General features: G+C 56.4%; 12 protein-coding genes. 8 read left to right on the top strand and 4 right to left on the bottom strand.

The window, feature by feature from the left end; genetic code table 11:
* Window positions 1-37: 37 nt before the first annotated feature.
* Window positions 38-1,030: an aspartate--ammonia ligase gene (gene asnA, locus APT89_RS06750; protein ID WP_041911750.1), complete on the top strand. Its 993-nt coding sequence runs from the start codon at window positions 38-40 to the stop codon at window positions 1,028-1,030.
* On the opposite strand, the gene viaA is transcribed toward asnA, so the two are convergent.
* Together viaA and ravA are read right to left on the bottom strand one after the other, a co-directional pair.
* Complete coding sequence (gene viaA / locus APT89_RS06745; protein WP_041911751.1) at window positions 1,031-2,482, bottom strand: ATPase RavA stimulator ViaA; 1,452 nt, start codon at window positions 2,480-2,482, stop codon at window positions 1,031-1,033.
* A complete protein-coding gene (gene ravA, locus APT89_RS06740) occupies window positions 2,476-3,972 on the bottom strand; it encodes an ATPase RavA (protein ID WP_045631286.1) in 1,497 nt (498 codons plus the stop codon). Before ravA ends, viaA begins: the two co-directional genes overlap by 7 nt.
* 221 nt (window positions 3,973-4,193) lie before the next feature.
* On the opposite strand from ravA, the gene kup reads away from it, so the two are divergent.
* The 7 genes from kup to rbsR all read left to right on the top strand — a co-directional run bounded on the left by kup (window position 4,194) and on the right by rbsR (window position 12,579).
* Window positions 4,194-6,062: a low affinity potassium transporter Kup gene (kup, locus tag APT89_RS06735; RefSeq protein WP_041911753.1), complete on the top strand. Its 1,869-nt coding sequence runs from the start codon at window positions 4,194-4,196 to the stop codon at window positions 6,060-6,062.
* 662 nt (window positions 6,063-6,724) lie between these two features.
* Complete coding sequence (gene rbsD, locus APT89_RS06730) at window positions 6,725-7,144, top strand: D-ribose pyranase (RefSeq protein WP_003862392.1); 420 nt, start codon at window positions 6,725-6,727, stop codon at window positions 7,142-7,144.
* A gap of 7 nt (window positions 7,145-7,151) precedes the next feature.
* The gene (rbsA, locus tag APT89_RS06725; RefSeq protein ID WP_041911754.1) at window positions 7,152-8,657 is read left to right on the top strand and encodes a ribose ABC transporter ATP-binding protein RbsA; all 1,506 of its coding nucleotides are present in this window, start codon (window positions 7,152-7,154) and stop codon (window positions 8,655-8,657) included.
* Window positions 8,658-8,661: 4 nt separating this feature from the next.
* Window positions 8,662-9,627, top strand: coding sequence for a ribose ABC transporter permease (gene rbsC, locus APT89_RS06720; RefSeq protein ID WP_006808742.1), 966 nt, complete (start codon window positions 8,662-8,664; stop codon window positions 9,625-9,627).
* A 27-nt stretch (window positions 9,628-9,654) separates the two neighbouring features.
* Complete coding sequence (gene rbsB / locus APT89_RS06715) at window positions 9,655-10,545, top strand: ribose ABC transporter substrate-binding protein RbsB (RefSeq protein ID WP_010426610.1); 891 nt, start codon at window positions 9,655-9,657, stop codon at window positions 10,543-10,545.
* 108 nt (window positions 10,546-10,653) lie between these two features.
* Window positions 10,654-11,583: a ribokinase gene (rbsK, locus tag APT89_RS06710; RefSeq protein ID WP_041911755.1), complete on the top strand. Its 930-nt coding sequence runs from the start codon at window positions 10,654-10,656 to the stop codon at window positions 11,581-11,583.
* Between the two features lie 3 nt (window positions 11,584-11,586).
* Window positions 11,587-12,579: a ribose operon transcriptional repressor RbsR gene (gene rbsR / locus APT89_RS06705; RefSeq protein ID WP_028014905.1), complete on the top strand. Its 993-nt coding sequence runs from the start codon at window positions 11,587-11,589 to the stop codon at window positions 12,577-12,579.
* Here the strand turns inward: rbsR and mdtD are convergent.
* On the bottom strand, window positions 12,545-13,978 hold the full coding sequence (mdtD, locus tag APT89_RS06700; RefSeq protein ID WP_028014904.1) for a multidrug transporter subunit MdtD: 1,434 nt from the start codon (window positions 13,976-13,978) through the stop codon (window positions 12,545-12,547). The two genes, rbsR and mdtD, sit on opposite strands and share 35 nt — an antisense overlap.
* Window positions 13,975-14,682 (bottom strand): FadR/GntR family transcriptional regulator, encoded by a 708-nt coding sequence (locus APT89_RS06695; RefSeq protein ID WP_060571959.1) that lies wholly within the window; start codon window positions 14,680-14,682, stop codon window positions 13,975-13,977. Before APT89_RS06695 ends, mdtD begins: the two co-directional genes overlap by 4 nt.
* Between the last annotated feature and the right edge of the window lie 305 nt (window positions 14,683-14,987).

The raw sequence follows: 14,987 nt of genomic DNA, 5'->3' as shown, positions 1-14,987 counted from the left end.
GCTTAATCATTATCAACAGGACGCAGGAGTAAAAATAATGAAAACCGCTTACATCGCAAAACAACGCCAGATCAGTTTCGTAAAATCCCATTTTTCCCGCCAACTGGAAGAGAAGCTTGGTCTTATTGAAGTTCAGGCGCCGATTCTGAGCCGCGTGGGTGACGGGACGCAGGATAACCTGTCTGGATGCGAAAAAGCGGTACAGGTGAAAGTGAAAACACTGCCAGATGCACAGTTCGAAGTGGTGCATTCCCTGGCGAAGTGGAAGCGTCAAACCCTGGGACAACACGACTTCAGCGCGGGCGAAGGGCTCTACACGCACATGAAAGCCCTTCGCCCCGATGAAGACCGCCTCTCCCCGATTCACTCTGTCTACGTTGACCAGTGGGACTGGGAGCGCGTAATGGGTGACGGCGAGCGTCATGTCGGTACGCTGAAATCCACCGTTGAGGCGATCTACGCCGGAATCAAAGCGACCGAAGCGGCCGTGAGCAAAGAGTTTGGTCTGGTACCGTTCCTGCCGGATACGATCCACTTTGTCCACAGCCAGGAACTGCTGAGCCGCTTCCCGGATCTGGATGCCAAAGGCCGCGAGCGGGCGATCGCCAAAGAGCTGGGCGCGGTATTTCTGATTGGCATCGGCGGCAAACTGTCTGATGGCAAACGTCACGACGTTCGTGCGCCGGATTATGATGACTGGAGCACCGCGGGCGAAAGCGAATATGCCGGTCTGAACGGCGATATTCTGGTCTGGAACCCGGTTCTGGAAGATGCGTTTGAGCTCTCTTCGATGGGGATCCGCGTGGATGCAGAGGCGCTGAAGCGCCAGCTGGCGGTGACCGGTGACGAAGATCGCCTTAAATTAGAGTGGCATCAGGCGCTGTTGCGCGGTGAAATGCCGCAGACCATCGGCGGCGGTATCGGGCAGTCCCGTCTGACCATGCTGCTGCTGCAACTGTCTCACATTGGTCAGGTGCAGTGTGGGGTCTGGCCGCAGCAGGTACGTGAAAGCGTCGATTCTCTTCTTTAATTAACGCCGCCAGCGTCTGAGCAGACGGCTACGCAACCCGGTATCAAAGCGCCAGATATGATCGAAGATGCGCATGATGCCGGGTTTTCCATGTGCGGACATCGCCACGGCATGAAAACGATGCTGGTGCACGCGCTGCAGCTCCTTCACTTTATTTACCACATCTTCCGGCAGCCGCTGGGCAATGAAATCGGAAATCACCACCGCGTCAGCGTCGTACCAGTCGCCGCCCTGCATCCGTTCTACAATGCTGCGAAAACAGCTGGCCAGATCGGTGCCGCCGCGAAAACGCTGGCTTAAAAAGCGGATGGCCTGCTCAATGCCCTGCTGGTTCGTCAGCTCGTAGCCCACGACTTCGCTGGAGAAGAGCATGATAAAGCAGCGACGGCGGTCAGCGAGCGCCACGCGCATCAGCGCCAGACAGAACGCCTTCGCACACTGCTCGTTAAAGCCGCCCATTGAGCCAGACGTATCCACGCAGACAATAAACGGCCCGCGCGGCTGCTCATCAAAGTCCTGATGCACGACCGGGCGCTGGCTGAGCTTCTCTCGCCAGGCTTCGCCGTGCAGCCGATAGGTGAGAAGCTGTTTTTCCACCAGCCGACGGTAAAACTCATACTCCAGTTCGGTCATTCCCAGCGTGCTTAGCTCGGTCGGCAGCAGGCGCAGGATGTCATCGCTTTGCTGGAGTCCGTCGACCTGCTCCGGCACGGTAGCCGGTTCGCGTACAAGGGTGCGGAAGGTTTCCATCGGGGCATCTTTCTTTGGGACCGATTTGGCCTCTCGCGAGCGGCCGAGCTGTTCCGCGAGCTTCATCAGCTCCGGCTGCTGGGTAAGAAAGTCGCCGTACTTCACGATCAGCTGATAATCCCCGCGCCGCAGCTGCCCGGCGCTCATATCCCAGAGGCGACCAGCGGCGTTTTCATTTTCTACCAGCACCTCTTCGAGCTGGCCACTCAGCGTCATGCGTTCCTGGACTTCGCTGAGCAGCTGTTCCCGCTCTTCATCCAGAAGCTGTTGGTTCAGCGTGGTAGCCTGGACGACCAGGCTCAGGCGCCAGCGCTGTAAAAAGAGCGTGTGCAGCGCCGGGGTAAAGGTGGCGTTTTCTGTGACCAGCGTTCTGGCCTGGCTGGCAAACGGAGAGTGGACTTTATCGAGCAGGGTAAGGGTTTGCGGGATCTGGACGATAAACTGTGGCGTCGATAGCCGCTGACACTGCTGATAGGCCGCGACTTCCTCCGTCAGTTCGGGCGGGACTTCTGTCTCCTTAAACCGCTGCCGCAGATTGTCGCGCCAGCGCGGGAGATCGTCCGTCATCGCTTTTTTGAGTTTCGGGAATTTTTCAAAGAAGGCCGCCAGCTGCGGCGATGCCAGAAGGGTAATCACCACCTCCTCGATCAACCCTTCCTCGCTGACGGCCAGCATCATATTGAGCGTGTCCAGCGTTAGCATTGACGCGCCTGTTTGATCTGCGCGCTGACGTCCTGCAGGCTGGCTTCAATGCGACCTAGCCAGTCGCTATGAATAAAGAGGCATTTTTGCTGCTCGCTGAAGCGGGTGTGCTGCTGATGCCATTCGGTATCCAGCGCTTCCAGCTGCTGTTTAATCTCTTCCGGCACGCTGTCCGAGGCGGTGCCGGGAAGCGCAAGACGCGATCCCTGAAGGCTCACGTCGCGGATCACAAGGTGCTGACTGCTGTCCACTTCCATATTCAGCGGCTGCGCGAAACCGATGCCGTTGAGCTTTCCGCGGATCTCCCCGCCCTTATCCAGCCACTGCGCCAGCGGCTCGCGCTCAATCGTAATGTGCACCACCTGCATATCATGCAGCTTGAGGGGCTGCTGGAGCAGCAGTGTCAGCGTCGTGCCGGTCAGATCGGCGGGTAGCTCGTAATGCGGTTTGCGGGCGAACATGCCGCCCAGTCGGTTCACTTTTAGCGCGGTTTTATCGCTTTGCTGCTGCTGGAGCTGAATGCGCCGTTGGGCAATCGCCCCCAGCTGGTTGAGCATCGCCTGCTGCCCCCAGGCGTGCCCGGTCATCAAAACGTCCAGCTGCTGCTGCATCAGGTTCATGCCTTCTGCGTCGTGCCAGAGGCAGTCTTTTAGCAGGATCAGATCGATAGGGGCGACCGCGTCGCGACCGCTGAACAACGCGCTGGCCTGGAGCAGACGGATCGCTTTTTTCCAGCGACGATCCGAGACGTACGGGGCGGAAGGCAGGGAATCAAGCTGCTGGCGCAGCATGAAGATCAGCTCAAAGACGGCGTCGGGCAGCTTAATTTTGCCGATCTCGTCCTGCCACTGATGGTACTCCTCGTCCGTCACCTGCAGTGAAGGTGCCACCGGGTTTTCGTTTTCGTCCTGCTGGCTCACCAGCATTGAACGGAAGTTTGATTTATCCTGGACTTTATCCAGCCACAGGCGGATCAGCATGCGGTCATACAGCGCTTCCAGGCTGCTGTCGGCTTCGGGCAGTTCGTTTGACGCGGCCACCAGCAGGCGCATGGGGATCTTCTCTTCGCTCGCGCCGTTGCGGAAGCGGCGTTCGTTGATTGCCGTCAGCAGGGTATTCAGAATGGCCGGGCCGGCTTTCCAGATCTCATCAAGAAAGACGATTTCCGCTTCCGGGAGATAGCCCGCCGTCAGACGCTCATAGCGCCCTTCATCTTTCAGGGCCTGAATAGAAAGCGGGCCGAAAACTTCTTCTGGCGTGGAGAAGCGCGTCATCAAATATTCAAATGCGCGAGCGTTCTGGAAAGCGAACTTTAGGCGGCGTGCAATCAAACTTTTGGCAATGCCCGGCGGTCCCAGCAGAAATACGCTTTCACCGCTCAATGCCGCCAGCAGGCAAAGGCGAATGGCGTGGCTACGCTCGTAAAGGCCTTTCTCCAGCGCGCTGCTGAGGCGGGAAATTCTTTCTGCTAATAAATGTGAGTGAGCCATAATAGTTTTGCATCCTTTCGCCGTTGTGGCGGCCAATTGAAGCGAGTATAGACGTTTCAGTCAGGGCTGGTAATAGGCTGAAGTGCGGCGCAATTTTCTTTGCGCTACATTAATGCGGTTGCATTTAGGGGTACGATTTTGCAATGAATCGTGCATACTGTGCGCTTTTTGTGGACCAAGGGACAGGAACACATTTGTTATTTAAACGAAAAGACTAGTCTATGAGCACTGATAATAAGCAATCATTACCCGCAATAACGCTTGCGGCGATCGGGGTTGTCTACGGTGATATCGGCACCAGCCCACTTTATACGCTTCGTGAATGTTTGTCCGGCCAGTTTGGCTTTGGTGTTGAGCGCGATGCCGTGTTTGGCTTCCTGTCCCTCATCTTCTGGCTGCTGATCCTGGTCGTTTCCGTTAAATACCTCTCCTTCGTTATGCGTGCAGACAATGCGGGCGAAGGCGGGATCCTGACCCTGATGTCCCTTGCCGGTCGTAATACCTCGGCCAGAATGACGTCTGTGCTGGTGATTATCGGCCTGATAGGTGGCAGCTTCTTCTACGGGGAAGTGGTGATAACACCGGCTATCTCGGTGCTCTCGGCGATTGAAGGGCTGGAGATTATTGCCCCGCAGCTTGATGCCTGGGTTGTCCCGCTGGCAATCATCGTGTTGACGCTGCTGTTCATGATCCAGAAACACGGTACCGGGCTGGTGGGCAAACTGTTTGCGCCGATTATGCTGGCCTGGTTCCTGATCCTGGCGGCGCTCGGTTTGCGCAGCATTATTGCGAACCCGGACGTGCTGCATGCGCTGAACCCTTACTGGGCGGTGCATTTCTTCCTTGAATACAAAGTGGTTTCCTTCGTGGCGCTGGGTGCGGTCGTGCTCTCCATCACCGGTGTGGAGGCGCTCTATGCTGACATGGGGCATTTCGGGAAGCTGCCTATCCGCGTGGCATGGTTTATTGTGGTGCTCCCGTCGCTGGTGCTGAACTACTTCGGTCAGGGCGCGCTGTTGCTCAAGAACCCGGAAGCGATTAAGAACCCATTCTTCCTGCTGGCACCTGACTGGGCGCTGGTGCCTATGCTGATCCTCGCAACGCTGGCGACCGTGATTGCCTCTCAGGCGGTGATTTCCGGGGTGTTCTCTCTGACCCGTCAGGCCGTTCGTCTGGGATATCTCTCGCCAATGCGCATCATCCATACCTCAGAGATGGAGTCGGGCCAGATCTACATCCCGTTCGTTAACTGGCTGCTCTACTTCGCTGTTGTGATCGTGATTGTTAGCTTCGAACACTCCAGTAATCTGGCGGCGGCCTACGGTATTGCCGTGACCGGTACGATGGTGCTGACATCGCTTCTCTCCACCACGGTGGCGTACCGCAACTGGCACTGGAATAAGTTCCTCGTGGGGATGATTCTGGTGGGCTTCCTGTGTATTGACGTTCCGCTGTTCTCTGCGAACCTCGACAAAATTGTCTCCGGTGGCTGGCTGCCGCTGACGCTGGGCCTGTTGATGTTCATTGTCATGACCACATGGAAAAGCGAGCGCTTCCGCCTGCTGCGCCGCATGCATGAGCACGGTAATTCTCTGGAGGCGATGATCGCGTCGCTTGAGAAATCCCCGCCGGTGCGCGTGCCGGGTACCGCGGTTTACATGTCTCGTGCCCTGAATGTAATCCCGTTTGCGCTGATGCATAACCTTAAGCACAACAAAGTGCTGCACGAGCGCGTGATCCTGCTGACGCTGCGCACCGAAGATGCGCCGTACGTTCACAACGTGCGCCGCGTACAGATTGAGCAGCTGTCCCCGACCTTCTGGCGCGTGGTGGCGAGCTACGGCTGGCGCGAAACGCCGAACGTGGAAGAGGTGTTCCACCGCTGCGGTCTGGAAGGGTTAAGCTGCCGGATGATGGAGACGTCGTTCTTTATGTCGCACGAGTCGCTGATCATCGGCAAGCGCCCTTGGTACCTGCGTCTGCGCGGTAAGCTGTATCTGATTCTGCAGCGTAACGCCCTGCGCGCGCCTGACCAGTTTGAGATCCCGCCTAACCGCGTCATTGAGCTGGGGACGCAGGTCGAGATTTAAGTCTCCGTGCGGCCTGATGCCCTCACCCCGTCCCTCTCCCACAGGGCTGAGGAATCCCCACAAAATAATACCTGCACGGACAACCCCCTCTCCCTTGAGGGAGAGGGCTGGGGTGAGGGGGAACATACGGCTGAAGTGGTCATTCCGTTCACTTTATGTTCCTTGCTACTCTGTAAGGACATGGCCGGTGAACGTGCCAGGGCGGCTCAATCGCCGCCGCCCTGGCGACCCGGGCTCCCGGCGGTAAATCGCCGCTTCGCGGTGCCTTCGGCTTATTCCTTCCGGCTTGTCGGGGACGGGCGGAGGTAACATCCCTGTAAAGCCCGCCCTCTCGGCGCATCCATGCGCCTCGCCCCGGCCGGAAGGCAAACGCCTCAGCGATTTACAGCCGGACCAGGACATCGCTGTAAGTTATTCATTTCTCTGAAGCAATGTTCATCGCTTCAGGAAAAAAATTACTGGGGATTCCTCAGCCCACAGGGAGAGGGCGCAAACATCTAAAACGGTAACCTGACGGTTACCGTTTTGCATTTACCTCCCCTCCATTTCACTTAGCGAAACGTTTCGACGTTGATCACAAATCCGTTACGTCATGATGGTTTTCTGAACATTTATGCGGCTACACTATTTTTAGCGAAACGTTTCGCTAGTGGAGCAAGAAAATGAAGAAAGGCACGGTTCTCAACTCAGAAATCTCATCGGTTATTTCCCGTCTTGGGCATACCGATACGCTGGTGGTTTGCGATGCAGGCTTACCGGTTCCGCGCAGCACAACCCGTATCGATATGGCGTTAACGCAGGGCGTGCCCTCGTTTATGCAGGTACTGGAGGTGGTGACGGCGGAGATGCAGGTTGAGGCGGCCATTCTCGCGGCGGAAATCAAACAACATAATCCGCAACTCCACGAAACGTTGCTCAGCCACATTGAGCAACTGCAACAACACCAGGGAAACACCATAGAAATTCGTTACACAACGCACGAACAGTTCAAACAACAAACCGCAGACAGTCAGGCGGTGATTCGCAGCGGGGAGTGTTCCCCGTATGCGAATATCATTCTCTGTGCTGGCGTCACCTTCTGAGGCCATCATGGACGCATTACTGCAACTCAAAGGGATCGATAAGTCGTTCCCGGGCGTAAAAGCCCTCTCCGGTGCGGCGCTTAACGTCTACCCAGGACGCGTGATGGCGCTGGTGGGCGAAAACGGTGCCGGCAAATCCACCATGATGAAAGTGCTGACCGGGATCTACCAGCGCGATGCCGGTTCACTCGTTTGGCTGGGTAAAGAAACCACCTTTAACGGCCCGAAATCCTCTCAGGAAGCGGGCATCGGCATTATTCACCAGGAGCTGAACCTGATCCCGCAGCTGACCATTGCGGAGAACATCTTCCTGGGCCGCGAGTTCGTGAACCGGTTCGGCAAAATCGACTGGAAAACCATGTACGCCGAAGCGGACAAGCTGCTGGCGAAGCTGAACCTGCGCTTTAAGAGCGACCGCCTGGTGGGCGACCTCTCCATCGGCGATCAGCAGATGGTGGAAATCGCGAAGGTGCTGAGCTTCGAGTCGAAGGTCATCATTATGGATGAACCGACCGACGCCCTGACCGATACCGAAACCGAATCCCTGTTCCGCGTGATCCGCGAGCTGAAAGCGCAGGGACGCGGCATTGTCTATATCTCTCACCGCATGAAAGAGATCTTCGAAATTTGCGACGACGTTACCGTCTTCCGCGACGGCCAGTTTATCGCCGAGCGCGAAGTGGCAACGCTGACCGAAGATACGCTGATCGAAATGATGGTGGGACGTAAGCTCGAAGACCAATATCCGCATCTGGACAAAGCGCCGGGCGAGATCCGCCTGAAGGTAGATAACCTTTGCGGCCCAGGCGTAAACGATGTGACCTTTACCCTGCGTCAGGGCGAGATCCTGGGCGTGGCGGGCCTGATGGGCGCGGGCCGTACCGAGCTGATGAAAGTGCTGTACGGCGCACTGCCGCGCACCAGCGGTTACGTTACTCTTGACGGCCATGAAGTGGTGACCCGCTCGCCGCAGGACGGGCTGGCGAACGGCATTGTCTATATCTCCGAAGACCGCAAGCGCGACGGCTTAGTGCTGGGCATGTCGGTGAAAGAGAATATGTCCCTCACCGCGCTGCGCTATTTCAGCCATAGCGGCGGCAGCCTGAAACACAAAGATGAACAGCAGGCGGTCAGCGATTTTATCCGTCTCTTTAATGTTAAAACGCCGTCGATGGAGCAGGCGATTGGCCTGTTGTCCGGCGGGAATCAGCAGAAAGTGGCGATTGCGCGCGGGCTGATGACGCGCCCGAAAGTGTTGATCCTCGATGAGCCAACCCGCGGCGTAGACGTGGGGGCGAAGAAAGAGATCTATCAGCTGATTAACCAGTTTAAGGCCGACGGTCTGAGCATCATTCTGGTCTCTTCCGAGATGCCAGAGGTATTAGGCATGAGCGATCGCATTATCGTCATGCATGAAGGGCATCTCGGCGGTGAATTCACTCGCGAGCAGGCCACCCAGGAAGTTCTGATGGCTGCCGCTGTGGGCAAGCTTAATCGCGTGAATCAGGAGTAAGAAGATGACTACCCAGGCTGTTTCTGGTCGCCGCTATTTCACAAAGGCATGGCTGATGGAACAAAAATCGCTGATTGCCCTGCTGGTGCTGATCGCGATTGTTTCGACCATGAGCCCGAACTTTTTTACCGTCAATAATCTGTTCAACATTCTGCAGCAGACGTCGGTGAACGCCATTATGGCGGTCGGCATGACGCTGGTGATTTTGACCTCGGGTATCGATCTGTCCGTCGGTTCCCTGCTGGCGCTCACCGGTGCGATCGCCGCTTCAATTGTGGGAATTGAGGTCAACGCGCTGGTGGCCGTTGCGGCTGCACTGGCGGCTGGCGCGGCGATTGGTGCCGTTACCGGTGTGATTGTGGCAAAAGGCCGCGTTCAGGCGTTTATCGCCACACTGGTAATGATGCTGCTGCTGCGCGGTGTGACCATGGTTTACACCAACGGTAGCCCGGTGAATACCGGGTTTACGGATAACGCGGATCTGTTTGGCTGGTTCGGTATCGGTCGCCCGCTGGGTGTCCCGACCCCGGTCTGGATCATGGCTATCGTCTTCCTGGCGGCGTGGTACATGCTGCACCATACCCGCCTGGGACGTTATATCTATGCCCTGGGCGGTAACGAAGCGGCCACGCGCCTGTCCGGTATCAGCGTTAATAAAGTCAAAATTATCGTGTACTCCCTGTGCGGCCTGCTGGCGTCACTGGCGGGCATCATCGAAGTGGCGCGCCTCTCTTCCGCGCAGCCGACGGCGGGGACGGGGTACGAGCTGGATGCCATCGCGGCGGTGGTTCTGGGCGGTACGAGCCTTGCGGGCGGTAAAGGTCGCATTGTTGGGACATTGATCGGCGCACTGATCCTCGGTTTCCTGAATAATGGTTTGAATTTGTTAGGTGTTTCCTCCTATTACCAGATGATCGTTAAGGCAGTGGTGATTTTGCTGGCGGTACTGGTAGACAACAAAAAACAGTAACTGACGACACTACAGGACATCTTAGATATGAACATGAAAAAACTGGCTACCCTGGTTTCTGCTGTCGCGCTGAGCGCAACCGTAAGTGCTAACGCCATGGCGAAAGATACCATCGCGCTGGTTGTCTCTACCCTGAACAACCCGTTCTTCGTCTCCCTGAAGGACGGTGCGCAGAAAGAAGCGGACAAACTGGGCTACAACCTGGTGGTGCTGGATTCACAGAACAACCCGGCGAAAGAGCTGGCTAACGTTCAGGACTTAACCGTTCGTGGCACCAAAATTCTGCTGATCAACCCAACCGATTCTGATGCCGTAGGCAACGCCGTGAAGATGGCAAACCAGGCGAAAATTCCGGTGATCACTCTGGACCGTCAGGCAACGAAAGGCGAAGTTGTGAGCCACATTGCGTCTGATAACGTGCTGGGCGGTAAAATTGCTGGTGACTACATCGCGAAGAAAGCCGGTGAAGGCGCGAAAGTTATCGAACTGCAGGGCATTGCCGGGACTTCCGCGGCCCGTGAACGTGGTGAAGGCTTCCAGCAGGCCGTGGCTGCACACAAATTCAACGTGCTGGCCAGCCAGCCGGCAGACTTCGACCGTACTAAGGGTCTGAACGTCATGCAGAACCTGCTGACCGCGCATCCAGATGTGCAGGCGGTATTTGCACAGAACGATGAGATGGCGCTCGGTGCGCTGCGTGCGCTCCAGACCGCAGGTAAATCAGATGTGATGGTTGTCGGATTTGACGGCACGCCGGATGGTGAAAAAGCAGTAAATGATGGCAAACTGGCTGCGACCATCGCTCAGCTGCCTGAGCAGATTGGCGCGACTGGCGTTGAAACTGCCGACAAAGTGCTGAAGGGCGAAAAAGTTCAGGCCAAATACCCTGTTGACCTGAAGCTGGTCATTAAGCAGTAAAGGCGATTCAGGCAGTCGCTGGCTGCCTGAGGGACACCAAATAAAAGAAAAGTGTGGCATACGCCACCGGGTAATACCGGTGGCGCTCTCAGATGGACACCTCAATACATGAAAACCGCAGGCAACCTCGTCGTCCTTGGCAGTATCAATGCCGATCACATTCTTAACCTTGAAACGTTCCCCACTCCGGGCGAAACCGTCACCGGCAATCAGTATCAGGTCGCGTTCGGCGGTAAGGGCGCAAACCAGGCAGTTGCCGCCGGGCGCAGCGGGGCGAATATCGCGTTTATCGCCTGTACGGGTGATGACGATACCGGCGAGCGCGTACGCAAGCAGCTGGCGAGCGACAACATCGATACTGCACCCGTCAGCGTTGTTGAAGGGGAATCTACCGGTGTGGCGCTGATCTTCGTCAATGCGGAAGGTGAGAATGTCATCGGTATTCATGCGGGGGCTAACGCCGCGTTAACGACTGAACGCGTCGAAGCGCAGCGTGGGATCATCGCCGGAGCGGAAGCCCTGCTGATGCAGCTGGAGTCCCCGGTTGAAAGTGTGCTGACCGCCGCGAAAATTGCGCATGAAAATCATACCACTGTCGTACTTAACCCTGCGCCTGCCCGTGTATTATCAGATGAACTGCTGGCGCTGGTAGACATCATTACGCCGAACGAAACCGAAGCGGAAAAGCTGACGGGCATTCGCGTTGAAAATGACAATGATGCCGCGCGTGCGGCGAAAGTGCTGCATGCAAAAGGCATCGGGACCGTTATCATTACTCTTGGTAGCCGCGGGGTGTGGGCTAGCGTCAATGGCGAAGGCCGTCGCGTGCCGGGCTTTAAGGTCAAAGCCATCGATACCATCGCCGCTGGAGACACCTTCAACGGTGCGCTGGCGACGGCATTGCTGGAAGGAAAAGCGATGGATGACGCGATCCGCTTTGCACATGCCGCCGCCGCGATTGCGGTGACGCGCAAAGGCGCACAGCCTTCCGTTCCGTGGCGTAAAGAGATCGATGAATTCTTAAGTCAGCAGGGGTAACGCTTGGCTACGATGAAAGATGTCGCCCGCATGGCGGGCGTTTCTACTTCGACCGTCTCTCACGTTATTAATAACGACCGCTTCGTCAGCGAGGCGATTCGGGAGAAAGTCGAAGCCGCAGTAAAAGATCTCAACTATGCGCCGTCGGCGCTGGCGCGCAGTCTGAAGCTTAACCAGACGCGCACCATCGGCATGCTGATCACGGCCAGTACCAATCCTTTCTATTCTGAACTTGTTCGTGGCGTAGAGCGCAGCTGCTTCGAGCGTGGCTACAGTCTGGTGCTGTGCAATACTGAAGGCGACGAGCAGCGCATGAACCGCAACCTGGAAACGCTGATGCAAAAACGCGTCGACGGGCTGCTGCTGCTCTGTACCGAAACGCATCAACCTTCAAAAGAGATCATTCAGCGCTATCCTTCTATTCCCACGGTAATGATGGACTGGGCGCCGTTCGACGGGACCAGCGATCTGATTCAGGATAACTCGCTGCTGGGTGGCGATATGGCGACGCAGCACCTGATTGATAAAGGCCATACCCGCATTGCCTGCATTACCGGCCCGCTGGATAAAACCCCGGCGCGCTTGCGTCTGGAAGGCTATCTTTCGGCAATGGAGCGGGCAGGGCTTGCCATTCCTGATGGCTATCGCATCACCGGCGATTTCGAGTTTAACGGCGGTTTCGAGGCAATGCAGACGCTGCTGGCGCAAGAGCCTCGCCCGCAGGCGGTGTTTATCGGCAACGATGCGATGGCGTTTGGTGCCTATCAGGCGCTGTATCAGGCGGGACTGCGCGTTCCGGACGATATGGCGATCGTCGGTTACGATGATATCGAACTGGCGCGCTACATGACGCCGCCGCTGACCACGATCCATCAGCCGAAGGATGAACTAGGTGAGCTGGCCATCGACGTATTGATCCACCGTATGGCGCAGCCCACGCTGCAACAGCAACGTTTGCAGCTTACTCCTGTTCTGATGGAACGCGGTTCGGTTTAGCTTTCTCTTTGTGACGCTCTTTAATCAGGTTCCGGCCATCTTTCGGTTTTAACAACATAAAGACCAGCGCCGACACCACGGTAAGCGCGCCCATGGTGATAAAGGTATAGTGGAACTGCTCAACGGTATTCGTGCCGTCAAACCCTTCATAAAACCGCAGCACCGCCGCGCTCACGGCTACCCCGAGGCTGATCGACAGCTGTTGGGTCACCGCCAGGACGCTGTTGCCGCTGCTCGCGTTCTCGTCGGTCAGGTCCGCAAGGGTGATGGTGTTCATCGACGTGAACTGCGTTGACATCGCCATTCCCAGCACAAACAGCGGCAGGATCAACATCCAGACCGGTAACGCCGCGGATTGCAGTGAGAACTGCGCAATCATCAGACCGATAAAGACCGTCACGCCAACCAGCGTTTTACGATAGCCAAACCAGCGTAGTACCTGCGTGACCGTTGATTTCGCCAGAATGGAACCCATTGCCGTGGGCGCCATCATGCAGCCGGCAATCAGCGCCGGGTAGCCGAACCCCACCTGCAGCATCAATGGCATCAGGAACGGTACGCAGCCCGTGCCCAGACGTGAGGCAATATTGCCCGCGATCCCGACGGAAAAGGTTCGGGTGTTAAAGAGAGATAAAGAGATAAGCGGTGTCGGGTGACGACGCGCATGGCGTATATAAAGAAGGAACAGCAGAATACCACTGAGGATGACGGCGAGCGCCAGCCACGTTTCAACGAGCTTCTCGCCAATGAGCTCCATGCCACTGGAGAACAGCACCAGGCTCAGTCCAAACAAGAAAAAGCCGCCCATATCGAAGCTGCGCCTTGGCGTGGTGAAGTTCGGCATATATTTGCGGGCATAGATCAGCCCTGCCACGCCAATCGGAATATTAATCAGGAAAATCCAGTGCCAGCTTGCCCAGGTAACCAGCACACCCCCGAGGACCGGGCCAAGTATTGGGCCGACCAGCCCTGGCATGGTGACAAAGTTGAGTACGGGGAGCAGTTCGCTGCGTGGGTAGGCACGCAGCAAAGCGAGGCGCGCCACCGGCATCATCATCGCGCCGCCTATTCCCTGCAGTACGCGAAAGATAACCAGCTCCGTTAATGAAGTGGAGAGCGCGCAGGCCAGTGAACCGAGCGTAAACAGCGTTACGGCCAGCATGAAAACTCTGCGGGTACCGAAGCGATCGGCCAGCCAGCCACTTACCGGGATCAACATCGCCACCGTGAGGGTGTAGCTGATGATGGCGGACTGCATTGCCAGCGGGGAGCGGTTAAGGCTTTGCGCAATGGCGGGAAGCGCCGTATTGAGGATGGTGGCATCCAGTGCCTGCATAAAGAACGCCATGGCTGCAATCCACGGCAATCCGGCCATGCTGCGCGCTTTTTTCTCTGTCATTTATTTACCTGCTGGTGGGTTGGTGCGGTCAGCAATGCCTGACATGCAGTCAGGGCTCGCTGCCCGTCGCTCTCCTGAATGGCATCTACTATCGCCTGATGCAAATCCAGCTTTACCACTTCGTCTTGTGTAATAGAGGTAAAGTAGGTGTGGTACACCGAATGGAATAACGAAGCAAAGGAAGTGAGGAACGGATTGGCGCTCATCATATAGATATGTTCATGCCAGGCCATATCGACCTCAATCCATCGTTCCCGGTTGAAGTGTTTTTTCAGGAACACCATCTCTTCCATGAGTGCGTTAAGCTGCGCTTTCTGCTCTGCTGTCCCGAGCGTGGCGGAAAGCAGGCATGCCTGAGGTTCAAGGCTGCTGCGCATTACAAGAAAGTGATCGACGACCTGATGGAAGTTGTCTTCGGTCATCCACCAGGAGAGCAGCTCCTGATCGAGAAAATTCCAGTTATTCTGTGGCATCACGCGCGTGCCAATACGAGGGCGTGGAAGCACCATGCCTTTTGCCGTCAGGGTTTTCACCGCCTCGCGAACCGCGGTACGGCTTACTCCAAACTGCTCACCCAGCTCCAATTCACCCGGCAGGATGCTCCCCGGGGCATATTTACCCGCTAAAATCCGCTGCGCCAGCTTTTCTGCCAGCACATAGGACAGATTTTTTTGGGCGGCCAGCTGTTGTGCGCTTAATGGCATCGCTTTTATTCCTTAATGTTTCATGCTGTTAATTATGCCACCTCGAATGTGATTGTGGTTGCAGATACATCAAATAGAACAATTTGTAGCTTGATATCACCTCTGTTGGTGAAAAAAAACACGGTCAGAAACTTTTTTTGAATTTCCTCTTGTCACTTAAGAATAACGCCCTATAATGCGCCTCCACTGACACGGAACAACGGCACACACGCCGCCGGGTCAGCAGAGAAAAGCGAAACAAACGCTTGACTCTGAAGCGGGAAAGCGTAATATGCACACCCCGCGCCGCAGCGAAAACGAAGCGG

The sequence above is a fragment of the Enterobacter sp. 50588862 genome (assembly GCF_001462935.1).
GTDB lineage: Bacteria > Pseudomonadota > Gammaproteobacteria > Enterobacterales > Enterobacteriaceae > Enterobacter > Enterobacter bugandensis.
The sequence above is the reverse complement of the archived record's forward strand: the minus strand, read 5'-3'. Positions and strand labels throughout refer to the sequence as shown.